Origin of the sequence: Acinetobacter sp. YH1901141 (assembly GCF_013416935.1) — a bacterium.
GTDB classification, from domain to species: domain Bacteria; phylum Pseudomonadota; class Gammaproteobacteria; order Pseudomonadales; family Moraxellaceae; genus Acinetobacter; species Acinetobacter towneri.
Genome location: NZ_VPEY01000016.1, coordinates 37,503 through 61,258, shown reverse-complemented (window position 1 = coordinate 61,258; position 23,756 = coordinate 37,503). Strand labels below are relative to the sequence as shown.

Here is a 23,756-nt window from a genome sequence, read left to right as displayed (position 1 = left end):
CATGGACTGACGCGTTTTACATTAAATATTTAGGGTAAATTAAAAAGGGAAATTTGGATGATCTTGTCGAAATTCAAGAAGTTTTTCAACATCATCATCAATTCCCGCTTTAAGTGCTTCAAGCGAAGGGTAGTTTTTTTCGCCATGTAAATAGTTTAAAAACGTGACCCGCATTAACAAGCCATACAGATTAGCAGAAACATTGGGGAAATGTACTTCTAATCGCCATTCGGGATGTTCTTGCTTGATGGCAGGACGAGTTCCGACATGCCCTGCACCAAATAAACTGTTTGGGCTGTAGCCTGCAACACCTGTTTTGCTAGGATGTGCATTGCTGACTGTGTCGGTTAAGGAGGTGGTTTCGCAGACCACTTCAACGCCATAAATGCCATTTAAGCAGGGTTTATGGCGGTTTAAGCGTACATTAATGGTTGGAAAATCAAGTGTGCGACCAATTTGATCGCCATATTGGACGCGCCCTGTAATGCTATATGGGCGTCCAAGCAGTTTGGCTGCCAGTGCCAAATCACCTGCTTGTAAAGTTTGACGAATACGAGTTGAGCTAACACGCTCACCATTCAGTTCAATGGTGTTTAAATTGGTGACCTGAAAGCCATAGTTGCGTAAAAATTCGCTATTGCCTTGACGGTTTTTGCCAAAATGAAAATCATCACCCAAAACTAAATGTGTGGCATTTAAGCTATTTTTTAAAAGGTGGGCAAAGGCTTCGGCACTTAAACTACGGAAGTGATTGTCAAACTTGGCCACGGCAATATAGTCGATGCCCAATTCAGTCAGATATTCGACTTTTTCCCGCAAAGAACTGATACGTGGCGGGGCATCATAACCTTTAAAAAATTCCAGTGGTTGTGGTTCAAATAGCATCACCACCGTTTTTAGTTGTTGTGCGGCAGCCACTGCTTTGAGTTGTTGAATCATCGCCTGATGACCGACATGCACGCCATCAAAATTGCCAATGGTCACGGCAGTTTGAGCTAAGTCGGTGGTAGAAGATAAAGCATTCAAGCGGAGCAGCTGCATGGTCGAATGAAAGTTGAAAATTTGTAAGAGCTATATATTGCCATATTCTCGCGCTTTCGTCTTGTTGTTGTGTTTTTAACCTGAAAAATTATCGAAAAATCAGGCAAAATCCGACAATTTAATCTGCAAATCGCAATCGGGTTTGCACCGCATTCAAATTTCTTTTCTAATGGGGCGGTTTTAATGAACTGCACGAGTAGATGGCTATGAATTCTGATTTTGCTTTAATTATGGCATTGCCCAGTGAGTCTAAAGGCTTGTTTGAGCAAGCTGGGATTCAGGTGCATTACAGTGGCATTGGTAAAGTGAATGCCGCATTTAAAGCCTTTGAAGTGATTCAGAAAACAGGCTGTAAAACCTTGCTGAATTTAGGCACTGCGGGCAGCTCCCATTTTGATGCGCATGCTTTGGTGGAAGTGAGTCAGTTTGTACAGCGAGATATGGATGTTTCACCGTTGGGTTTTCAGGTGGGGGTGACGCCTATGGATCAGGAGCATCCTGCAGAAATTGAGCTGGAACGCTATTTTGAGCATTTACCTAACGGAATTTGTGGTACAGGCGATAGCTTTGAAACGGGGACACCGAAAGTGCCGTGTCAGCTGGTCGATATGGAAGGCTATGCGATTGCCAAAGTCTGTAAAAAACTAGGCGTGCGCATGTTGTCGGTCAAATATATTACCGATGGTGCCAATGATACGGCACATTTAGACTGGGAAGAAAACTTGTTGCTAGGCGCACAAAAATTATTATCGTTATATCAAAGTGTTAAGTAATACAGTTGCCCAAAACGCCACGACCCTAGTCATAACTAGGGTCGTGAGTAAAAGTGCGTATCTTAGTTAGTGCTGTGCAATTAGTCTTCTGATTCTTGTTCAGGTGTGGCAGTGACCACAGCGGCTTGAGGTGCATCCACTTCGTCCTGACGCGGCATAATACCGTAGAGCATCATGTGAACTGTATGTTGCAAGACACGTTGCAACATGCTGCGGTTGCGCAGGGTTTTACCTGTCACCATTTCCATTTGCGTTGCAAAGTCGGCATAGTTTTGGGTAATCGCCCAAATATTCAAAATAAGCAATTCAGGATCAATCTGCTTAGACAGTTTGCCTTGCTCTTGCCACATGGTAATGACTTTGGCTTTGCGTTTGACCAGTTTTTTCAGAGGACCTTTTAAAATTTCCTGAATATGTGGCGCACCTTGAATCACTTCTAAAGCAAATAGACGTGATGCTTTCGGTTGAGTACGGGAAACCTCAATTTTCTGTAACAGATAATTGGTAATCGCTTCTTCTGGCTCAAGTTCGGCTTCAAGCATTTGTAAAGGCGCAAGCCATTTTTGTAGTACTGTGGTCAGTACTTCAACATAGAGCGCCTCTTTATTTTCATAATAATAGAAAATATTCGACTTATGCATTTCTGCAATTTGTGCGATTTCATCCAAACTTGCACCGCTAAACCCGTATAAGGAAAATACGTCGAGTGCAGCATTGAGAAGCTGATGGCGTTTTTGTGTACTCTTTTTTTGTTCCATTCGTAATTTTAAAACAATGAAAAAAGGGAATTATTAATTGTACGGCAAATCGTCAGTCTTGTGCATCATTAAAAGATGTATTTTTAAAATATTTATAATTTATTCTGTAGTTTAGCTATGCAATCAGTCAAAAAACCAATTAGGGTTGGGGAGTATATTTGCTCATGTATTTTTTGACTAAATGATTAGCGTTTGTTGATTTTATTTGTAAATGGTAAAAGTGAAGTTTTACGGTGCTTAAGCTTGGGTTTGTTTAAAAAAATTAAAGAATGAATCGAGTGCCTTAATCAAGAGGAATAGATGAGCATTTGTATTGCCCTAACAATGGGAGAATCTAGCCCATTGTTAGCGTCAAGATTATTCAGTTGCCAATACTGCACTTAAGACCTGTTGTTCTAATGTGGCAAATTGCACACTTTTTTGGCGTGGTCGTGCCAGTGGCACCTGAAACTGTTGGGCAATACGTCCCTGATCGAGCAAAATAATCCGATCAGCCAGTTGTACGGCTTCACTGACATCGTGCGTGACTAAAATGGCGGTGAAACCTTGTTCGAGCCAAAGTTGCTCTATCAGGTTCTGCATTTCTAAACGTGTCAGGGCATCTAATGCGCCTAAGGGTTCATCAAGCAATAAAATGCGTGGTCGATGTGACAGAGCACGTGCTAAAGCCACACGTTGACGTTGTCCTCCTGAAAGTTGGCTTGGCCATAAATCGGCCTTCGCTTGCAGACCGACCTTTTCAAGTAAGTTGGCGGCTTCTGCATGTTGAGCGTTGGCCAAACCCAGTTGTACGTTCTGTTGGATATTACGCCAAGGCAATAGGCGAGGGTCTTGGAACATGACCCGTATATCATCGGATGTAATGCCTTCTCGAATATGTCGTGCTGACTTAAATTGAATGGAACCATAGCTGGCTTGTTCAAGATCGGCTATTAGACGCAGCAAGGTACTTTTACCACAGCCACTGCGTCCAACAATTGCCAGAAACTCACCAGGCTGAATATGCAAATTTAAGTCGGTTAAAACCTGAACTGAACCATAAAACTTGTGCAGTTGTTCAATGAGAATTTCTGCACCCATTGTATTGTTGTACTGCGCAGTTGGAGATTGGTGAGGGAGGTCTGTGCTGTGTACATGACGTCCCAAGCTTAAATCTGTCATGGGGATAATCCTTATTTTTGATAGGCTGGATGCCAGCGTAGTAAATACTTTTCTAACAGTACCGCGAACACATCGGCCAGTTTACCCAGCAGGGCGTAAAGTAAAATACCCACCAGTACAATATCGGTTTGTAGGAATTCGCGTGCATTCATGGTCATATAGCCAATGCCTGCCTGAGCAGAAATTGTTTCTGCCACAATTAACAGAACCCACACCAAACCAAGCGAAAAACGTAAACCGACTAAAATAGACGGCATCGCCCCAGGTAAAATAATGTCTTTATACAATTGCCAGCGGGTGAGCCCATAACTTTTACCCATTTCCAGCAACTGTGAATCTACAGAACGAATTCCGTGGTAGGTGTTGATATAGACTGGGAAAAACACCCCCACAGCAACTAAAAATAATTTGGCTGTTTCATCAATACCAAACCATAAAATCACCAGTGGAATCAGTGCCAGTGCAGGAATGTTGCGAATCATTTGTAAGGTGGTGTCAAGCAGCGTCGAGGCTGTTTTAGATGAGCCGTTGAGTAAGCCTAACAGCAGTCCTAATCCACCACCAATCAGCAAGCCTAGCAGGGCACGCCCTGCACTGACTTGAACGTGTTGCGCTAATTCACCACTGCTAAGTAACGTCCAAAAGGCACTGAGTACTGCACTTGGTGCGGGTAAAATGCGGCTTTGCAAAAGGCCTGTGCTTGAGGCCAGTTGCCACAAGGCAATTAAAGCGATGGGGAACAACCACGGCAGCAGTTGTTGTCCAATCAATGTTCCACGTGAAACCTTTTGCGCTTTGCCTAAACTTGAGGGTATTTGCTGACTCATTCGACTTGCTCCAGTTTACGCTGTGCAGATGTATGAGCAGCAGGTACATATTGATTTGCTACAATTTCACCAAAAGGACCAGTTAAATTAGGTTGAGCCAGTTTCTTTTGGGTTTCCAGTGGTAACAGTGGGAAAACCAACTCAGCAAAGCGAATAGACTCTTCCAAATGCGGATAACCAGAGAAAATAAAGGTACTGATGCCTAAGTCTGCATATTCCTGAATGCGAGCTGCCACCGTTTCAGGGTCGCCTACCAAGGCTGTTCCTGCACCACCACGGACCAAACCAACACCTGCCCACAGGTTAGGCGATACTTCCAGCTGGCTACGATTCCCTTGATGCAATGCCGCCATGCGACGTTGTCCAACCGAGTCCATAGCTTGGAACTTAGCCTGTGCTGAGGCAATGGTGGCATCATCTACATATTGAATCAGGTCTTCTGCTGCTTGCCATGCTTCGGCATTGGTTTCACGAACAATCACATGCAAGCGAATGCCGTAATTTAAACTGCGTCCTTTAGCAGCTGCCTTGGCTTTTAATAGTTCAAGTTTTTCTTTGACTGCAGCAGGTGGTTCACCCCAGGTTAAATAGGTATCCACCTGTTCACTGGCCAGCTCAATGGCTGCTTCAGAGGAACCACCAAACCATAGTGGCGGATGTGGATGTTGTACAGGTGGATATAGCAATTTAGCATCATCAACCTGTAAGCGTTTGCCATGAAAACTGAACGACTCACCTGAATGTGAACGGCTTAAAATTTCACGCCAAATATGGGTGTATTCTGCCGCTGTTTGATAACGGGTGCTGTGATCTTCATAGAGTCCATCACCTTTGAGTTCTTGTTCATCGCCACCGGTGACCAAATTCAGTAAAAGGCGACCATGTGACAGTCGGTCAAAAGTTGCAGCCATGCGTGCCGCTAACGCAGGTGTGGTAATACCCGGACGTAATGCTACCAAAAATTTGAGCTTTTGTGTGGCGTCAATCAGACTGGCTGCGGTAATCCATGGATCTTCACAAGAACGGCCAGTAGGAATTAAAACCCCTTCATAACCCAAATGTTCAACAGTTAGTGCGATTTGTTTCATATAGGCATGATCGACTTGGCGAGCGCCCTTGTTGGTACCTAAATAACGACTATCACCGTGAGTAGGAATAAACCAAAAAATTTTCATCTTAATATCCTTGTTGTGTATGTTTAAGGTGTAATGTTGTGCTGGTCTTTCCAAACCACACTTTGAATTTGGATAGACTGCGGAATCAGTTGGTCTTGCTGAAAGCTGTTGGCAATGTGTTGTTGCGATTGAATGACCTGATTGTTCAGCGGGTAAATTGGAGAGGGTTTTAAGCGTTGCTGAAATACGGGTGTGGCAATGTGTGGTGCTAAACCTGTACTTTGGGTGTAAATAGACAAAGCCTGATCTTGATGCTTAAGAATCCATTGATCTGCAGCATTCAAGCTTGCTAAAACCTTACTGACCGCGTGAGGGTGCTGCTGTATAAATTTAGGATTGCCAATATAGAAGGCATAACTTTTAGGAAATGCTGTGCCATCAATCAAGACCTGCGCTTGCGCATCGAGCTTGGCAGCACTTAAAAATGGATCCCAAATGACCCAAGCATCAATGCTGTTTTTATCAAATGCTGCACGTGCTTCCGCAGGTGCTAGCCAAATAGGTTGAATATCTTTCCAGCTCAGTTGGGCTTGCTTTAATATCTTGCCCAATAATTCATGTGCACTAGAGCCTTTTTGTACGGCAATGCGTTTGCCTTTTAAATCGTGCACAGATTGAATCGGACTGCCTGTTGGAACAACCAAAGCCTGCGAATTTGGGGTCACCACTTCATAACCGACATAGCGAATATCTTTGCCCGCAGCTTGGGCAAAAATTGGTGGAGTGTTGCCCACGTAGCCAAAATCGACAGCACCCACCGCCAAGGCTTCTAACATTTGTGGGCCAGCAGGAAACTCTTTCCAGTCAACTTTGACATTGGGCAGCTGCTGCTCAAATAACTTTTGTTGACGAGCAACCAGTAAATTTAAAGCAGACTTTTGGTAGCCAATGCTGAGATGTTGTAGAGGGGCAGCAGAACTTTTTGCTGAATCAGCATTGGCTGAAATTTTTTCACAGCCTGTGAAGCCCAGACTGAATAGACCTAAACTGAATAATGTGAATGTTTGTAGCGCTTTCATTTAACTGTCCTAATTTTTGTTTTATGGCGATGTGCTTGTTGTGGGTTTTAAAATTGCAGCTTGAATGTCAATTTTTTGTGGAATTAACTTTTGCTGATAGAAGGCATCTGCAACTTGCTGTTGTTGTTGAACCACTTGCGCAGAAATGTTTTGCACTCCAAAGCCCATACGGGCAATAGAACGGCTCAAAATATCGACCGATAAACCCGTCGGTTTTTCTAAGAGTTGTGCAGCCTGTTGTGGATGTTGTTGAATCCACTGTGTGGTGGTATTCAGTTGCTGCACCACTGTGTTTAACAATTCAGGATGGGCTTCGGAAAATTGACGATCTGCCAAATAAAACTGATGATTGCTCACCAAGTTTTGCCCTGTGGCCAGAACACGTGCACCGAGCTGTTGTTCTGCCGCAGCAAAGAACGGATCCCAAATGACCCACGCATCGACCGCACCACGTTCAAATGCAGCGCGAGCATCGGCAGGGGGTAAATACACCACATGAATATCTTCAAGTTTGAGCTGATGCGCCTGCAAAACTTTTAACAGCAGATAATGCACATTGGAGCCTTTATTGAGTGCAATACGTTTGCCTTTTAAATCTTGGACAGACTGGAGGTTTGAATTTTTGGGCACAATCAGCGCTTCAGCCAAAGGTGCAGCAGGCTGATTGGCCACGTAGACCAAGTTGGCTTGTGCTGCCTGAGCAAAAATAGGCGGTGCTTCTCCTGCTTCCCCAAAAACCACACTGCCTACATTTAAGCCTTCTAAGAGCTGAGGGCCTGCAGGAAATTCCACCCAATTAATTTTGACATTCTGATTTTTAAGGGCGTTTTCTAGTACGGCACGTTCTTTGACAATTGGCAAAATACCGTATTTTTGATAGCCAATATTTAAGGTAATTTGCTTGGCAGCTTGGTTTGGAGTACAGCCTGAGAGCAGCATGATTCCGACCCAAGCCGTAGATGTAAAAATCGTTTTTTTCCAAAAAGATGTCGAAATTGGGTACATGCAAATGTGCTCCTGAAAATAAACCCCAACGGGTGTAGCGGGCTGGATGACACATACGCTAAACAGGTTTGTTTTTTGAAAAAAATAATAAATCGGAAATTTCTAAGCAGAAATTGAGATAAATAAAAAAGTGCAAACCTTATGTTTAAAACTGCACAAATTGTAGGAGGATAGTCAGCAGTATTTATTTTTAAGTTTATGATTTTTATTGCTTATTTTTATTATTGAAGTTGAGAGATAAATATAGTGAATTTACAGCTAAGGCTTTGTTTTCAAAATAGAAGTATTTTTTTGAACTGGTTGCATAAGCTTATGCAAAATTGAGCTATATCGCCTACAGGCAAAAAGTCACTTTATAGTGACTTTTTGCAAACAATGGAGTTGCGTTGATAGTTATATAAGGCCTGACGGGCATCGGGCAGTTCATCGACACTGGCAGGGGAAAAGCCTTGTTCTAAAAACCAATGTGCGGTGCGGGTAGTCAAAATAAACAACTGCTGAATACCCATGGCTTTGGCTTTATCTTCTAAATAATCCAGAATTTGGCGGCCACGGTTCGATTTACGATAAGCAGGATGCACGGCCACGCAGGCAATTTCAGCAGACCTTAATTCATTGCCTGTGGTAGGAATAGGGTAGAGTGCTGCACAGGCTAGAATCATGCCATCTCGCTCAATCACTGCAAATTGCCCAATTTCATTTTCCAGACGTTCACGTGAGCGATACACCAATACACCTTCTTCTTCTAAAGGGCGTAATAGTCGAATCAGACCGCCAACATCTTGAATATTGGCTGTACGTACTTCTTCATAATGTGCATCACTGACCATCGTGCCTGAACCATCGCGGGTAAATAGCTCTTCTAATAATGCACCATCATAAGCATAAGAAATCAGATGTACACGATGCACGCCGTTGAGCGAAGCCTCTTGTGCTGCATTTAAGTGTAGTGCCAATTCAGGATGATGCTGTTGCGCAGCCTGAATATATTGATTTAAGTGTTGTGGGTGAATTTCACGTTGCAATTGCCTTTCGGTATTCACTAATCCGTGCTGTTCGCCTAAGAAAATGAGCTTATCAGCTTTTAAATGAATGGCAGTTTTGGTGGCGACTTCTTCTGCCAAAAGATTAAATACTTCACCTGTGCTGGAATAGCCTGTAGGCCCTAACAACACAATATTGTGGTTTTCTAAATGGCGCTGAATGGCATCGGTATCGACACTGCGGACTTCACCTGTGAGTTGGTAATCGACCCCATCACGGATGCCATACGGTTTGGCGGTAATGAAGTTACCCGACACCACATCGATACGTGCGCCATACATGGGAGAGTTGGCCAGCCCCATCGACAATAAGGCTTCAATTTGCAGACGAATTGAACCCACCGCATTCATCACACAGGATAATGACTCACGTGTGGTGACACGACGTTGCAAATGAAAAGGGGTGTCAATTTGGCTGAATTTCAGATTTTGATTAATTTGTGGACGTGCGCCGTGGACCAAAATCAGACGAATTCCCAGCGAATGCAGCAGGGCAATATCGTGAATAATATGCTGAAAATTTTCATGCAGCACCGCTTCGCCATCGAACATGATCACGAAGGTTTTATTGCGATGGGCATTGATATAAGGCGCAGAATGTCGAAACCAATGCACATATTGTAAGGTTGTGCTGTGAGGGTTTTCTGCTGAAGTCATGCGCTGGCCTATTTCAATGATCGAGTGCTGTCTTTGATTCTAATCAAAAAAATCTGTAGCGGAAGTCTAAATATAAAAAAACACCTGAATGGTGATTCAGGTGTTGGGAATATGCGAACTCATCGTTGAGGCTGAAATATGCTTTTAGCCAATAATGCGAATGATACGATGCGTGCGTTCATTGATCAGGACATAGTCACCATTGATTTTGTACCATTGTTGGTAACGACCTGTATTGGGTAAACGACGTGCTTCACGGTCACTGACTTTATTGCGTGAAATTTCATAGCCACGTGGGAAGTTTTGACCTACACGCCAGTCACGGCTTGGATTCACACGTTTCTGATTATAACGTTTTTGCTCCCATTGCGTATGCTGACGTTGATTGTCCCAGTGGTTGCTGTGATGCTTATATGTGGCATTTGCTTGATGGCGACGGTCATCATAACGGTGGTCTGGTGCAGCCATTGCAGAAGTTGTCAGGATGGCCGTTACAGACAGGGCAAGAATGCTGAGCGCTTTTTTCATGAGTGTTTACCTTCGGTTTCTTTTGAATATTGAGTTGATGCATTCAAATTAATGCAGAACTCAAGAGAAACGATGGTGGATAGTTGGCTGAATTGTGAATTTGATGGAGAAAACTAGGAGAATGGATGTACCACTTTGCAAGATGAGAAACCAAGATGTGCTTGGTTATCTATTCTTTTGAAGGGATTACCGTGGAAAGTAAAGAATCCATAAAGCTCAGGTATATTATTTGGGCTTTATGGTTTTCTAAGATATTGAGTAATATGGGGTAAATTGAGATTTCGTATGGGCTGATTATGTGAGGGTGTAAATAATTCTGTATAAATCACATTCTCGCCAACAAGTACAACCGATAGACCACCAATTTTTCTTGGTGTCGCACTGGCTTTCACGAGACCATCCTGTTTAGTTTTAGATCCATTGATAGCAAGGGAATCTGTTGTTTTTGGGTGATGCTGAAAATATGGTTGTTCATCCTTTAAAGTTTGATCAATATTTTCTGGAGACATTTTTTTTAATTGTTCTGCTGGCAATTCATGCAGGCAAATTGTACTTATCATTTGTTAATTTCACATATTATTTTTATCTAAGTATTGAGCATAACAAAATTTTTAAATTATAGGAAAAGCATGCCAAATACTTCGCAAATCTAACCCCATCTAAAATAATAGTGGTGATACGCAATTCAAGTAAATATTTTATAATAATCAATCTGTTAAAAATAAACCATGATCATAAAATCAAGAAAAATCCAATTTTGAAACAAGTCAGTTTTTAGACAGTTTTGATAGGTCTTACTGATAAATTTAATTAAATCATAATCTTTGGATGCTTTTTAAAGCGTCCAAGTAAGTTAGGAATATCAGTTTACTTTTTCGTGAGAATGAGTGCCCATAAAAAAAGCCCAAACTCTAGATTGGGCTTCTCGATAAAATTCAATTACACATTCATGTGGGTTTATGAACCTGCAATACGCAAGATATGATGGTTTTCCAAATCGACTAAAATATAGTATTGATTGATTTTATACCATTGTTGCTTGCGTTCAGGTCTAGGCAGGTCGTGATCTTGATAATCGACCTTATAGCCATTACCACGATAGTGCTGCGGCATAACATAGCCCGTTTGCCACTTATGTTGCTGCAAGCGTTTTACACCACGTTCTTCACGCATACGACGCTTGTCTTGTACACGCTCTTCCATATTGGCCCGAAATTCACGTTTATTTTGTGCCTGATAACGAGGGTGTTCCGCATGATCCCGATCAAATTGAGGAGCAGCAGTCGCTAAATTACTGCCAAGTAAAGCACTGAAAGACATTGCCAGAACTGTCAAAATCTTTTTCATGTAAACCCCTCATTTCTCATCTCTATTTCACAGTTCATACTTTAGCCATTAAATGCAGAGAAACTGTGAAGAAAGCACATGAATTTTTTAAATAAAGCCTGATGCTACAGTTTAGAGTCTATTCTATTATGCGACAAAAAAAGCATTTTGAATCTATGTGTGTGCAGAAAATATAGGGGAAGGGGTTGGGATGTTATATTTTAGATCGAGCATGACCATAGCAGCTCACTGCTATGGGATGCATCAGTTCCACTGTTCTGCTAAACCTTGTAAAGACTGCACTGCGCTCGCTACACATTCGGCTTTTTCTTTGTCATCTAAGGCAACAATCAAATGTTGGCTCAGTTGTAAAGTTTCAATACTTTGAATCACGGCTGTTTTTCGTTTCATATCCGTCATCGCAATCTACCTCAATACTGTTGAAGATGAGTTTAGAATAGATGACTTATATAGATTTGAAAAACAGTTTAATTTTATAATTTCAATCCAATAAAGCGATTGATGTATTGACCCCGAGTTTGGCAGCTTCACTGGATTTTTAGTAAGCGTAGTTTAAGTCGGTATAGTCGGTGAGTGATTTTTGAATATGTGCATTAATAAATTCACGTACATCTTCAGCTGTCATCGGTGCACCTTGTTTGGTAATCACGTGTTCAATTTCAGGTTGCCCTTCAATTTTAATACGATAGACAAAGTTTTTAACCACGTGATAGCGATCATCCAACTTTTCAATGCCAGTGACATAGTGGTAAGCGTGTTCAAAATTGAGATCGGTATGTGAAAACACAAACTGATCAAACAATTTGATTTTTTGGCCGTTGTCGAGTGCTTGAATATCATCCACGATGCTGGCTTCAAACTTCACGCCGTATTTTTCAGAAATAGGCTGACCATCAATCAGTAAAGACACCATGCCATCATCTAGTGGGGTTACGGTGATGTTATTTAATTCAGTCATGTTGTTCTCTGCAGCGTAAGAGTGGAATAGAAAGGCAGAAGCGTAGCGAGTGAATTCTGTTTATGCAAGATAGACACAGACAATTACTGCGGTGGCCTTTAAGTGCTTATTTTACACAAGATGAAGGTCTGAAAACTGGCAGTATGCTACGTAACCTGCATAAAAAAGAAAGCTGATCTGAATTTGCTGCAGCACTGGCAACAGGAAGGCTAAGCCATGTGTGGGATAGATATGTATCTCCTATATCTATCCCGTGTGGGTACGTTGTGATCAAGCTGTGCTATGTGTGGTGGTCATTAAGCCACTTGTGTTTGAACGATATTGTACTGTGATTTGGCTGCCTCCCATTGCAAAACTGGAACTGCACGGGTAATGGCCAAATTGATTCGCTCATTAAGCAATTCGCTTTGTACGGTATATTCAGGGCTAAAATCTCGGTCTGTGGCATAGACACCAATAGGCAAGGTTTGTGCTTGGAAAAAACTGAATAAAGGGCGCAATTGATGTTCTAAAACCAGTGCATGTCGCTCGCTGCCACCAGATGCAGCCAATAATACTGGCACATCAATCAGTGCATTTTGTTCAACAAAATCAAAAAAATGTTTAAATAAACCTGTAAATGACGCCCGATAGACAGGTGTTCCTACAATCAGTGCATCTGCATTTTCTACAGCAGCTAAATCGTCTTGCACTTGTTGAGGCAATTGATTGCGGTAAATTGCACCGCCTAAAAGTGGTGCAATTTCACTAAATTTAATGAAATGTACCTGAATCGGGATTGCTTTGGCCAAACGCTCTATCAGGGTCTGTAACAGCGCTTCTGTTTTAGAAGGTGCATTGAGCCCCCCTGAAATGGCAACAATATTGAGCGGTTTTTGCTGAGAATATGACATGTGTTGAACAACCTAAAAATAAATTAATTTGGAATGTTGCTATTAATCATGATTGGGCTGTGCACTGTAAAATAAGCAAAAGCTGTAAAGTTATCTCATTTCTAGATATGCACTCTAGGCATGGATTGGGGCTAAAAATAGAAGCATAAGTTGTTAAAATTTATATTTATATTTTATATAAATAAGGTTTTTCGTTTATAGATGGCGTATATATAAAAAAGTGATGCGTATTCAAGCAATTTTAAAAAGTCGAAATATGGCGATTTTTCGCACAAACGTAGTATTAAAAAACGGGAAGCAGAAGCACAGGATTAATCCTGTGCATCAATACTTTGACCGTTCATGTGTAAGCTGTCATCGCCCATTAAATATAAATAGGCAGGCATGATTGCATCGGGTGTTGGTAAGGTTTTTGGATCTTCATCTGGATAGGCTTTGGCACGCATGGCTGTGCGGGTCGCACCTGGATTAATGCAGTTGTAGCGAATATTCGGGTGAACTTGCTCTTTGGCAAATAATTGGCTGACTGCTTCAATCGCAATTTTAGAAACTGAATAAGCCCCCCAGCGTTCACGTGCTTCACGGCCAACCCCTGAACTGGCAAATACCACCGAGGCATGTTCTGATTTTGCCAAGAGCGGCAATAATTCCTGAGTCAAGACAAAAGGCGCACGTAAATTTACCGCCATGACATCATCCCAGACATCTGCAGGGTAATTGGCCAGCTCGGTGCGTTCACCTAAAATGCCCGCATTGTGCAAAATACCGTCTAAACGTCCGAATTGTTTCTCTAGAGTATCGACCAGCAACTCATAGTCACGTGGCGAAGCGCTAGACAGTTGCAGCGGTAAAATAGCAGGTTGTGGTGCACCTAAACTTTCAATTTCATCATAAATGACTTCAAGTTTATTGAGGGTACGACCATGCAATACCACAGTGGCCCCATGCAGGGCATAACTGAGGGCAGCGGCACGTCCAATACCATCTCCCGCACCGGTAATGAGGATAATGCGATCTTTTAACAGATCGGGGCGAGGTTGATATTCTGAGTATTTCATGGTCATCCCTCCTATATTGATTTTTTATTGGTCATGTTTTAAAGGTGATATTCGTGCTTTGACAGGTGTTATAGAATCAACTCAGGCATTGGCATTCAGGCTGCTTGATAATGTTGCGGCTTGCAGCACCAATTTGTCTAAAACCGTATGTAATTCAGCGACTGAATCCACTATACAATCTGCTTGCCACGCTGTTAAGTCATCTTTGTGTTGTAACGGTAAATAACCGTAAGCGGCCAGAATGGTGTACATATTGGCATTGCGGCCTGCATCAATATCACGTGGATGGTCGCCCACATAAATACAATCTTCAGGGGCAATTTCAATCTGTTTGGCTGCCAAATACATGGGTTCTGGGTCAGGTTTGGTGTGGCTGACATCTTCAGGGCAGACCAAAACCGCACAGCGGTCAGTTAAATTCAGTGCCTTGAGTAAGGCTTCACTGAGCCAGCGCGGTTTATTGGTGACAATTCCCCACGGAATTTGATGCTGTTCTAAAGCTTCGAGCAGTGGATACATGCCCTCGAACAAATCGGTTTCTACCGCAATATCAGCGCCGTACAGGTCTAAAAAGCGTTGTCGATGCGCAAGAAATACAGGGTCATCTACTTCAAGTTCTGGATAGACCAGTTTTACCATAGCCCGTGCACCTTCAGACACCTGCGTGCGAATGGCTTCTGCTGCCACAATCTCACAGCCTTTATCGTGGCACATGTCTTGAATGATGCGAATAAAATCTGCAGCGGTATCAATTAAGGTGCCATCGAGGTCAAATAAAACCGCCTTCATTCTGTTGCCTCATTGACCGTGTAGACCATGTAGTTCACATCAACATTAGGTGCCAACCAATAGCGTTTAGTCAGTGGGTTGTAGTGTAAACCCGTCATATCTTTAAGTTTTAAACCCGCTTGGCGAATGTCGTGTGCCAATTCAGACGGTTTAATAAATTTATGATAATCGTGTGTGCCTTTGGCTAACATGCGCAGCACGTATTCTGCCCCAATAATGGCAAATAGGTATGATTTAGGGTTGCGGTTAATGGTCGAGAAAAATACATGACCGCCCGGCTTGACCAGTTTTTGGCAGGCTTGAATAATCGAGGCCGGATCAGGTACGTGCTCTAACATTTCCATGCAAGTCACCACATCGTATTGACCAGCTTGCTCATCTACCAATTGCTCAACAGGAATTTGGCGATATTCAATATTGTGTACGCCTTCTTGTTCTGCATGCAGGCGTGCCACGTTTAAAGGTGCTTCGCCCATATCAATTCCAAGCACATTGGCACCGCGACGAGCCATGCTTTCTGCCAAAATACCACCACCACAGCCGACGTCTAGCACTTTCTTGCCTGCCAAGCCGCCTGCGTGCTCATCAATCCAGTTTAAGCGCAGTGGATTAATCATGTGCAGGGGACGGAACTCGGAATGCTGATCCCACCATATGGCTGCAAATGCTTCAAATTTGGCAATTTCTTGTGGATCAACATTCAAATGCGACATGGGTGCCACCTCAATTGGGTCGTGATAATTGGAAAAATAGATATAAACCCTAGTGTAGCGTTAATTCTAAAAAAAGCGATAAAAGCTGTAAAAAAGTTCACAGAAGGAAAACGAAATCAGCATAATTGATTTATAGTGTTGCCATACACTAAACAGAATGATTTAGAGGATTATAAACGCAATGAAAAAATTCCTTTTAGGTAGTTTGGCAACGGCCATCTTTGCTATTTCTGGTAGCACTATGGCGGCAAATTTTGTAGCAGGTAAAGATTATAGCGTTGTCGCCAACCCGGGTAAGGTTGATGTACCGGGTAAAATTGAAGTGCGTGAGTTCTTTTGGTATGGCTGTGGTCACTGCTTTACTTTAGAACCATATATGCAAACATGGTTACGCCAGTTACCTAAAGATGTGAATTTTGTGCGTACTCCTGCAGCCATGAATCCTGTTTGGGAAATGAATGCACGTGGTTATTATGTGTCTGAAGCTTTGGGTGTGCGCAAGAAAACTCACTTGCCACTTTTCCATGCCATTCATGACAAAGGTCAGCAAATTTTTGACCAACAATCACAAGCTAAATTCTTTGTGAAATATGGTGTACCTGAAGCAAAATTTAACAGCATGTTTAACTCGTTTGCGATCACCTCTAAAATTTCACAAGCTAAACAATTGGCGCGTCAGTACCAATTGACAGGTGTACCTGCGGTGGTGGTGAATGGTAAATATATCGTTCAAGGCGATAACGGCAAAGTGATTCAAGTAGTGAACTACTTGGTTGATCAAGAGCGTAAAGCTAAGAAATAAGCAGATGCAATAACAAGATGATGCAAGGCTGAATCAGCAGCGCATCGCTAAAAACCGCAATGATTGCAACGTCATTGCAGTTTTTTTAATGCAGGTTAAAAGTGTGTTGTATGTTTAATCTGCGACAGGCTGCGGACGTTGCCAGTGGCAAATGCCACGAAATAATAAATGTACTTGAGTAATGGTTTGTTGAATAAAACGCTGCTGTTGTTCAGGTAATTTTTCGGCTTCAAATTGGCGTTCTAAACCAATCCAGCTCATTGCCCAATTTAACGATAAATTAATTAAAATATTGGCCAGAATGTGAAAATCTTCAGCATGCTGAAAATGTTGTACGCTTTCGACCCGTTGTAAATCATTAGCTAAATCTTCAATTAAAAAATCAATTTCACGGGCGATGGCTTGCCGTAAAATGGTCGAACCGCCCCAGCGTTCGGCAATTAAAAAAATCCATTGTTGTGGATGTTGATCGACAGATTTAAAAAATAGGGTCAATGCCTTTTCGGTCTGTGCATCGGGTTGGTATAAATAAGCTTGTCCCAACTGATACAAAATACCTTTAATGTGCAAGGCAACTTGATCGACCAAATCTAGCCCCAACTCATCCATATCTTGAAAATGCCGATAAAATGCGGTGGGCACCAGTCCAATCTGTCGTGAAATTTCTCTTAAGCTAATGCTGCTAAATGCACGTCCTGCGCTGCTGAGTTGCAGCACTGCCTCCATAATTGCCTGACGACTTTGTTGTTTTCGTTCTTCCCGAATCGACATTGTATTTCCTGATTCTGCCAGTGCCGCGCAGTCTAACAAAAACCTGTGTTTCACGATAATACTAAAAGATGAATGAAGCCACTTTGTAAAAATACAGGCAAAATTTACCGAAACAGCACACGTCAAGCTTTGGAAAAGCGACCTGCGCTGTGGCATCTGTTATACTTGCGGGCAATTTATTTGAGCCAAAAATAAGGACACATTATGCGTATTGACCAACGAGCTTTAGATCAATTACGTGAGGTAAAAATTACCCGTAACTATACTCGCTATGCTGAAGGTTCAGTGTTGGTAGAGTTTGGTCATACCAAAGTTTTGTGTACCGCAAGTATTGATAACTCTGTACCGCGCTTTTTAAAAGGGCAGGGACAAGGTTGGGTAACTGCAGAATATGGCATGTTGCCACGTTCAACTCATACCCGTAGTGACCGTGAAGCGGCGCGTGGTAAACAAAGCGGACGTACACAGGAAATTCAGCGCTTAATTGGTCGTAGCTTGCGTGCCATGGTCGATTTGAAGAAACTGGGTGAAAACACCATTACCATTGACTGCGATGTGATTCAGGCCGATGGCGGTACCCGTACTGCAGCCATTACAGGTGCAGCAGTGGCATTGATTGATGCTATGAATGTGTTGCTGGAAAAGAAAAAAATTAAGCATGACCCATTAAAGGGTTTGGTGGCTGCAATTTCTGTGGGCATGTACCAAGACCAAGTGTTATTGGATTTGTGCTATGAAGAAGATTCAAATTGCCAAACTGATTTAAACGTGGTGATGACACAAGCAGGTGAATTTATTGAAATTCAGGGTACTGCTGAAGATAAGCCGTTTAATCGTGTGCAATGTAATGCCATGTTGGAAATGGCAGAAAAAGGTATTCAGGAATTGGTAAAAAAACAGCAGCAAGCTTTAGGTTGGTAAGCTAAGCTTTTTGATGTTTTTCTGCTGTTTAAGAGCGCATCTTCGGATGCGTTTTTTTATGGATGAGATTTAGATTGCGATAGGAAGCGTGAAGCAAAAAGCTACAATATTGCAGGATGCGTTCTTTTAAGATGGAAAACTGTATGCAAAGAGCCTGAATGAAAAGAGGAGGAAAGCATGAAACTATTGATTATTTTAATGTCTGCCATGATGTTGTTTTTAACTGCATGTGATTCACGTACTGAGCGTGAAAATGAAGACAATCGTAGTGTACTCGGTCAAGCTTCTGACAACGACAACGACAACGACAACGACAACGACAACGACAACGACAACGACAACGACAACGACAACAAGGACGATGATTAAATTCAAAATTGAGGCATAAAAAAAGGAGGCTCATTTGCCTCCTTAAAATCAATTTTTGGAAAAAATTAAGGGTGCAGATTGCACCCTTAATTTTAAAAGTAATCGTTTACGCATTAAAACGCATTGATAAATCCACAGCTTTGACATCTTTGGTTAAAACACCCATCGAAATATAATCTACGCCTGTACTAGCCACTGCACGTAAATTTTCAATGGTGATGTTGCCCGACGCTTCAAGTTTACAACGACCTGCCACATGCTTGACCGCATCAATCATTTGTTGCTGGCTAAAGTTATCCAACATCACAATATCAGCTTTGGCTTCAAGGGCTTGATTTAGTTCATCCCAAGTTTCCACTTCAACTTCTACAGGTTTGCCCGGAGCAATGGCATGTGCTTTGGCAATTGCCTGAGTAATGCCGCCTGCTGCCATAATGTGATTTTCTTTAATCAAAAAGGCATCAAATAAGCCTAAACGATGGTTTTGTCCACCACCGACCGTGACAGCATATTTTTGTGCAATGCGTAAACCCGGTAAGGTTTTACGGGTATCTAGCAGTTTGGTATTTAAGCCTTCAAGTTGTTGCACATAGGCTGCGGTTTTAGTCGCAACAGCAGACAGGGTTTGCACAAAATTCAGCGCAGGGCGTTCTACCGTTAACAGGCTGCGTGCAGAACCTGCCAATTTCAAAAAGGCTTCATTGGCAGCAACGTGGTCGCCATCATTTTTTAACCACGTGACTTGCACATTGGCATCGTATGCTTGAATCAGGGCATTTACCCACGGTTGACCTGCCAAAATCATGTCTTCACGGCTAATAATGGTGGCAGTGGCCTGCTCATCTTCAGGGGTCAATAATGCGGTAATATCACCATCGCCAATATCTTCTTGCAAGGCTTGCTGAATATTGATTTGGATGGATTGTTCAAGCAAAGCTGGAGAGATGCTCATAAGATTTTCCGTGTCGATCTTGCCCATGAAAATTGCGCGTTATATTAACACTGTTCTGCGTCAGGATGTGTTTTTTAGCCACGTTCGGGTGTAATTTAAGATGTTCATTGTCACGCGTTGGCATTAAACTGAAATTTCTGTTCTATTTTTCTATTCTAATGGTTTGGGGATTGCCTTATGCAGCATGTGCCGTCGTTTCAGGTGGTTGAGGGTCAATTACAAGGGGCAAGACAAGTCCCATCTCCGAATTTCAACGCCCGTCCGACAGACCAAGAGATTCAATTGCTGGTCATTCACAATATTAGTTTGCCGCCGTCACAATTTGGTGGTGGTTATATTGAGCAATTTTTTCAGAACCAAATGGATTGGTCGCAGCATCCTTACTTTCAGACCATTCAGGGCCTGCAGGTTTCGGCACATTTGTTGATTTTAAGAACAGGCGAGGTGCTGCAATTTGTTAATTTTGCAGATCGGGCGTGGCATGCGGGGCGTTCTAGTTATTTGGCACAGCCTGAATGTAATGACTATTCAATTGGGATTGAATTAGAGGGCAGTGATGACTTGCCTTTTGAAACAGCGCAATATCAGAGTTTGGTGCAGGTGGTACACAGTTTGCAGCAGGCCTATCCGAGTATTCAACAGCATATTGCAGGACATTCCGATATTGCACCGGGACGTAAAACTGATCCGGGGCCGTATTTTGACTGGCAGTATTTTCGTGAACAGTTATCTCAACTTAAAGCTTCGACATCACAGGAAAAATTGATCAATCAATAACAAAACTTTGTTGATGCTTTGATTACAATAGCGACTAAATTTTTAATTGGGTGGTAACGATGGCGCTTTGGCGATCGACCTTTATTGTCAGTGCAATGACCATGCTGTCACGGGTGCTAGGATTAGTCCGTGATGTGGTATTGCTGAATGTGTTTGGTGCAGGTAAAGATTTCGATACCTTTGTGGTAGCGTTTCGTATCCCCAACTTTTTCAGGCGACTGTTTGCCGAAGGGGCGTTTTCGCAGGCATTTATTCCTGTATTGACCGAATATAAAACCAGCCGCACTCATGCCGAAGTACAAATTTTAATTAGTCGGGTTTTTGGCTGTTTAATGACGGTAATGACAGGGCTAACCTTTACCGCCATGGTGGCTGCGCCTGCGGTGATGTATATCTACGCACCGGGTTTCCATAGCGACCCTGAAAAGTTTGCGCTAGCCACCGATATGTTCCGCCTGACCATTCCTTATTTGTTGTTTATGTCGCTGACGGCATTTGCCAGCAGTATTTTGAACAGCTATGGCTCATTTACCACGCCTGCCTTTGCGCCTGTATTGCTGAATGTGGCGATGATTGCAGGTGCATTATGGCTCACACCGTACATGGCAGAGCCGATTATGGCACTGGGTTGGGCGGTGATTATCGCGGGTGCTTTACAACTTGCGATTCAAATTCCAGAACTATGGCGTAAAAAGCTGCTGATTCCCCCTAAAGTTGATTTCAAGCATGAAGGGGTGGATCGGATTATGAAGCTGATGCTGCCTGCTTTATTTGGGGTATCGGTCACGCAAATTAACCTGCTACTCAACACCATTTGGGCATCTTTTATGCAGGATGGTTCGGTGTCGTGGTTGTATAGTGCGGAACGTATGACAGAGCTACCTTTGGGCTTAATTGGTGTAGCGATTGGGACGGTCATTTTACCGTCACTGTCTGCGCGTCATGCAGAACAAAATATGGATAAATTCCGCGGCATGATGGACTGGGCTGCACGGGTGATTATTTTGGTAGGTGTCCCTGCCAGTATTGCACTGTTTATGTTATCAACGCCTATTATCCAAGCCTTGTTTGAGCGTGGTCAGTTTAGTTTTAAAGATACGCAAATGACCGCTTTGGCCTTGCAATGTATGAGTGCAGGGGTGATTTCATTCATGCTGATTAAAGTCTTTGCACCGGGTTTTTATGCACAGCAAGACACCAAAACACCAGTACGTGTGGGTTTAATGGCTGTGGCTGCCAATGCGATTTTAAACGTGGTGTTTATTGGCTTCTTTAAACTGATTGACTGGCAAGCTGAACACATGGCATTGGCACTGGCATCATCAGGTTCGGCTTTGGTGAATGCAGGCATGTTGTATTTCTATTTGCATCAACGCAAGATTTTCCGTTTTGGTGCGCACTGGAAAAAACTCATGGTGCAGTTTGCAGTGGCAAATGCCGTGATGATTGCTGCGTTGTGGTATGCCTTAACTTGGTATAACGGTGATGTATCACAATGGATGCGTGTGGCAGAAGTCACTGCGCTGTGTGTGGTGGGCGTAGTGGCCTATGGAGTTGGATTGTTGGCAACGGGTTTTAGACCACGTCATTTAAAACCTTAATGAAGCGAAGTTGATCTGAAAAAATACCGCAATTTAAATTGCGGTATTTTTTTGTTTAAAGATGATGCGGCTTTGGATTATTTTACAATTTCTAAAAGTTCCACATCAAAAATAAGCGTGCTGTTTGGCTCAATTGCATCGCCTGAGCCAATTTGACCGTAGGCTAGAGCAGCAGGAATAAAGAAGCGATATTTGGCACCAACTTTCATGAGTTGTAAGCCTTCAGTCCAACCTTGAATGACTTGGCTGACCTGAAATTCTGCAGCTTGATCGCGGGCGATAGAACTGTCAAATACCGTACCATCAATTAAACGACCTTCATAATGGACTTTAACGGTAGAGGTGGCTTTGGGTGATTTGCCCGTACCTGCCTGTAAGACTTGATATTGCAAGCCAGACTTGGTGACTTTGACCCCTGCCTTTTTGGCATTATTGTTTAAAAAGGCTTGCCCAATTTTAGCATTGCTATCGGCTACTTTTTTAAGCTCAATCAGTTGTTTGGCTTCGGCTTGCTTTTTGAATTGAGTCAGCACTCGTGCCATTTCTTCATCGCTTAAACTGGCGGCTTGGTCTTGTGTTGCCATTTTTAAGCCAGCAATGAAGGCTTCGAGATCAATATCTTTTAAGGTTTCCGCATTGCTGCGCCCCATTAAATAACCAAAGCTATAACCGACCTGATCTGCAACAGGACTTTTATTGGTCACGGTTTTGGCAAAACTGCCACTGCTGAGCAGTGCGATACACACAAGGGCAAGGTGTTTTTTCATTCTTTTCGTCCTAAGACCATACAGGAGAGCCAAGCTCTCCTGAAAGGGTGATGTTGTTATTTCACTTCAATCAGTTCAACATCAAAAATTAAGGTGCTGTTGGCAGGAATCATGCCTGGTACACCTTGTTCGCCGTAGCCCAGTTTCGATGGAATATACAGCGTAGCTTTACCGCCTTCCTTCATGAGCTGTAAACCTTCAGTCCAGCCCGGAATGACTTGATTCAGTGGGAATTCAATTGGCTCACCACGTTGTACCGAGCTGTCAAATACTTTGCCATCGACCAGTTTACCCGTGTAGTGCACTTTGACCACAGAGCTTGCCGTTGGCTGTTTGCCTGTGCCTTCTTTAATCACTTGATATTGCAAGCCAGAAGCTGTGGTTTGTACGCCTGCTTTTTTGCCATTTTCAGTTAAGAATGAATCACTGGCTGTTTGTGCAGCTTGCGCTTGAGTGGCTTGTTTTTGTTGCAACTCTTGCTGGAATTGCTCATAGGCTTTTTGTAATTCTTCTTCGGTGTAGGCAGGTTGTTTACGCGCATGACCTTCACGCACACCTGTTACAAAGCTGTTGATGTCTAGCTCTGGTGGGGTTTGATGTGCCACTTCATAACCCAAAGCGTAGCTGATTTTTTCAACCGCAGAAGCATTTGCCGACGCTTTAGAGGTCGCCACTGCTGGGTTTTGAGAGGCATAATAAACAGGAACAAGTGCAGCACCGCCTAAAATTACAGCAACAGCGATGGGTAAGGCTTTACTCATAGGTTTTCTCAAATTCATTTTATAGTTAAAAAAGCAGCATTCATCTTAGCAGACTTTTTCACAGACTTTTCTAGTTTGGCACGTGGCTTTGCAGCCTGTGTCGATTCAACTTTTTTAATATATGCTGCTTACGCAGTTTATTCTATAACAGACTGAATATCTAAAACATTTTTTATACATAAATCTTGTCGATTCAGGACTAGATGTGAGTCATTTAAGAAAAGTCAGATTTCGTTTGGTTGTCGGTAAATTTTCATTGTAATCGCATAAATGATCAAGATAGTGTCCTG

Annotated in this window: 26 protein-coding genes and 1 pseudogene; 6 read left to right on the top strand and 21 right to left on the bottom strand. The window is 42.7% G+C overall.

The annotated features are described in order from the left end of the window. Window positions 1-39 precede the first annotated feature (39 nt). On the bottom strand, window positions 40-1,041 hold the full coding sequence (gene ribF, locus FTV52_RS09960) for a riboflavin biosynthesis protein RibF (RefSeq protein WP_179990748.1): 1,002 nt from the start codon (window positions 1,039-1,041) through the stop codon (window positions 40-42). 206 nt (window positions 1,042-1,247) lie between these two features. Here ribF and FTV52_RS09955 point away from each other — a divergent pair, with 206 nt between their 5' ends. After that, window positions 1,248-1,814, top strand: a complete 567-nt coding sequence (locus FTV52_RS09955; protein WP_004974047.1) for a hypothetical protein — start codon at window positions 1,248-1,250, stop codon at window positions 1,812-1,814. 80 nt (window positions 1,815-1,894) lie between these two features. Here FTV52_RS09955 and FTV52_RS09950 read toward each other — a convergent pair whose 3' ends face one another. The 16 genes and pseudogenes from FTV52_RS09950 to ubiG form a co-directional block, all read right to left on the bottom strand. Beyond that, window positions 1,895-2,572 (bottom strand): TetR family transcriptional regulator C-terminal domain-containing protein, encoded by a 678-nt coding sequence (locus FTV52_RS09950; RefSeq protein ID WP_179990747.1) that lies wholly within the window; start codon window positions 2,570-2,572, stop codon window positions 1,895-1,897. 357 nt (window positions 2,573-2,929) lie between these two features. Next, window positions 2,930-3,652 carry an ABC transporter ATP-binding protein gene (locus tag FTV52_RS09945; RefSeq protein ID WP_371971162.1) on the bottom strand — a complete coding sequence of 241 codons (723 nt, stop codon included), beginning with the start codon at window positions 3,650-3,652 and terminating at the stop codon, window positions 2,930-2,932. 92 nt (window positions 3,653-3,744) lie between these two features. Continuing rightward, window positions 3,745-4,560, bottom strand: a complete 816-nt coding sequence (ssuC, locus tag FTV52_RS09940; RefSeq protein ID WP_131261248.1) for an aliphatic sulfonate ABC transporter permease SsuC — start codon at window positions 4,558-4,560, stop codon at window positions 3,745-3,747. Beyond that, entirely contained in the window at window positions 4,557-5,735 is a 1,179-nt protein-coding gene (gene ssuD, locus FTV52_RS09935) for an FMNH2-dependent alkanesulfonate monooxygenase (RefSeq protein ID WP_131261247.1), read from the bottom strand. The genes ssuC and ssuD overlap by 4 nt, the downstream gene beginning before the upstream one ends. Window positions 5,736-5,758: 23 nt before the next feature. Further along, window positions 5,759-6,754, bottom strand: coding sequence for an aliphatic sulfonate ABC transporter substrate-binding protein (locus tag FTV52_RS09930; protein ID WP_179990746.1), 996 nt, complete (start codon window positions 6,752-6,754; stop codon window positions 5,759-5,761). A gap of 21 nt (window positions 6,755-6,775) precedes the next feature. Continuing rightward, the gene (locus FTV52_RS09925; protein WP_179990745.1) at window positions 6,776-7,759 is read right to left on the bottom strand and encodes a sulfonate ABC transporter substrate-binding protein; all 984 of its coding nucleotides are present in this window, start codon (window positions 7,757-7,759) and stop codon (window positions 6,776-6,778) included. A gap of 353 nt (window positions 7,760-8,112) precedes the next feature. Next, on the bottom strand, window positions 8,113-9,459 hold the full coding sequence (gene argA / locus FTV52_RS09920; RefSeq protein ID WP_131261244.1) for an amino-acid N-acetyltransferase: 1,347 nt from the start codon (window positions 9,457-9,459) through the stop codon (window positions 8,113-8,115). A gap of 144 nt (window positions 9,460-9,603) precedes the next feature. Beyond that, on the bottom strand, window positions 9,604-9,987 hold the full coding sequence (locus tag FTV52_RS09915; protein WP_179990744.1) for an RcnB family protein: 384 nt from the start codon (window positions 9,985-9,987) through the stop codon (window positions 9,604-9,606). 236 nt (window positions 9,988-10,223) lie between these two features. Further along, complete coding sequence (locus tag FTV52_RS09910) at window positions 10,224-10,547, bottom strand: hypothetical protein (RefSeq protein WP_179990743.1); 324 nt, start codon at window positions 10,545-10,547, stop codon at window positions 10,224-10,226. A 397-nt stretch (window positions 10,548-10,944) separates the two neighbouring features. Next, window positions 10,945-11,334, bottom strand: a complete 390-nt coding sequence (locus FTV52_RS09905) for an RcnB family protein (protein WP_179990742.1) — start codon at window positions 11,332-11,334, stop codon at window positions 10,945-10,947. 243 nt (window positions 11,335-11,577) lie between these two features. Continuing rightward, window positions 11,578-11,733 carry a hypothetical protein gene (locus FTV52_RS09900; RefSeq protein ID WP_179990741.1) on the bottom strand — a complete coding sequence of 52 codons (156 nt, stop codon included), beginning with the start codon at window positions 11,731-11,733 and terminating at the stop codon, window positions 11,578-11,580. Between the two features lie 139 nt (window positions 11,734-11,872). Beyond that, window positions 11,873-12,292 carry a hypothetical protein gene (locus FTV52_RS09895; RefSeq protein ID WP_179990740.1) on the bottom strand — a complete coding sequence of 140 codons (420 nt, stop codon included), beginning with the start codon at window positions 12,290-12,292 and terminating at the stop codon, window positions 11,873-11,875. 326 nt (window positions 12,293-12,618) lie between these two features. After that, window positions 12,619-13,185: pseudogene (msuE, locus tag FTV52_RS09890) on the bottom strand (FMN reductase); the annotation flags it as partial. Window positions 13,186-13,496: 311 nt separating this feature from the next. Further along, window positions 13,497-14,243 (bottom strand): YciK family oxidoreductase, encoded by a 747-nt coding sequence (locus FTV52_RS09885; protein ID WP_131261239.1) that lies wholly within the window; start codon window positions 14,241-14,243, stop codon window positions 13,497-13,499. 81 nt (window positions 14,244-14,324) lie between these two features. Next, window positions 14,325-15,032, bottom strand: coding sequence for an HAD family hydrolase (locus tag FTV52_RS09880; protein ID WP_131261238.1), 708 nt, complete (start codon window positions 15,030-15,032; stop codon window positions 14,325-14,327). Further along, window positions 15,029-15,745 (bottom strand): bifunctional 2-polyprenyl-6-hydroxyphenol methylase/3-demethylubiquinol 3-O-methyltransferase UbiG, encoded by a 717-nt coding sequence (ubiG, locus tag FTV52_RS09875; RefSeq protein WP_004974063.1) that lies wholly within the window; start codon window positions 15,743-15,745, stop codon window positions 15,029-15,031. Before ubiG ends, FTV52_RS09880 begins: the two co-directional genes overlap by 4 nt. A gap of 181 nt (window positions 15,746-15,926) precedes the next feature. Here ubiG and FTV52_RS09870 point away from each other — a divergent pair, with 181 nt between their 5' ends. After that, on the top strand, window positions 15,927-16,547 hold the full coding sequence (locus FTV52_RS09870; RefSeq protein ID WP_004974070.1) for a thiol:disulfide interchange protein DsbA/DsbL: 621 nt from the start codon (window positions 15,927-15,929) through the stop codon (window positions 16,545-16,547). A 114-nt stretch (window positions 16,548-16,661) separates the two neighbouring features. On the opposite strand, the gene FTV52_RS09865 is transcribed toward FTV52_RS09870, so the two are convergent. Continuing rightward, window positions 16,662-17,318, bottom strand: a complete 657-nt coding sequence (locus FTV52_RS09865; protein ID WP_136144683.1) for a TetR family transcriptional regulator — start codon at window positions 17,316-17,318, stop codon at window positions 16,662-16,664. A gap of 204 nt (window positions 17,319-17,522) precedes the next feature. Here FTV52_RS09865 and rph point away from each other — a divergent pair, with 204 nt between their 5' ends. Further along, complete coding sequence (rph, locus tag FTV52_RS09860; protein ID WP_004974074.1) at window positions 17,523-18,239, top strand: ribonuclease PH; 717 nt, start codon at window positions 17,523-17,525, stop codon at window positions 18,237-18,239. Window positions 18,240-18,416: 177 nt separating this feature from the next. Continuing rightward, a complete protein-coding gene (locus FTV52_RS09855; RefSeq protein ID WP_179990738.1) occupies window positions 18,417-18,608 on the top strand; it encodes a hypothetical protein in 192 nt (63 codons plus the stop codon). A 106-nt stretch (window positions 18,609-18,714) separates the two neighbouring features. Here the strand turns inward: FTV52_RS09855 and nadC are convergent, their stop codons facing one another. Then, window positions 18,715-19,560, bottom strand: coding sequence for a carboxylating nicotinate-nucleotide diphosphorylase (nadC, locus tag FTV52_RS09850; RefSeq protein ID WP_179990737.1), 846 nt, complete (start codon window positions 19,558-19,560; stop codon window positions 18,715-18,717). Window positions 19,561-19,737: 177 nt separating this feature from the next. Here nadC and ampD point away from each other — a divergent pair, with 177 nt between their 5' ends. Together ampD and murJ are read left to right on the top strand one after the other, a co-directional pair. Next, the gene (gene ampD / locus FTV52_RS09845; RefSeq protein ID WP_004974083.1) at window positions 19,738-20,337 is read left to right on the top strand and encodes a 1,6-anhydro-N-acetylmuramyl-L-alanine amidase AmpD; all 600 of its coding nucleotides are present in this window, start codon (window positions 19,738-19,740) and stop codon (window positions 20,335-20,337) included. A 50-nt stretch (window positions 20,338-20,387) separates the two neighbouring features. Continuing rightward, complete coding sequence (gene murJ, locus FTV52_RS09840; RefSeq protein WP_171287394.1) at window positions 20,388-21,938, top strand: murein biosynthesis integral membrane protein MurJ; 1,551 nt, start codon at window positions 20,388-20,390, stop codon at window positions 21,936-21,938. Window positions 21,939-22,015: 77 nt separating this feature from the next. On the opposite strand, the gene FTV52_RS09835 is transcribed toward murJ, so the two are convergent. Together FTV52_RS09835 and FTV52_RS09830 are read right to left on the bottom strand one after the other, a co-directional pair. Further along, on the bottom strand, window positions 22,016-22,705 hold the full coding sequence (locus FTV52_RS09835; RefSeq protein ID WP_004974089.1) for an FKBP-type peptidyl-prolyl cis-trans isomerase: 690 nt from the start codon (window positions 22,703-22,705) through the stop codon (window positions 22,016-22,018). A gap of 56 nt (window positions 22,706-22,761) precedes the next feature. Next, window positions 22,762-23,466, bottom strand: coding sequence for an FKBP-type peptidyl-prolyl cis-trans isomerase (locus tag FTV52_RS09830; RefSeq protein ID WP_004974091.1), 705 nt, complete (start codon window positions 23,464-23,466; stop codon window positions 22,762-22,764). Window positions 23,467-23,756: the final 290 nt, after the last annotated feature.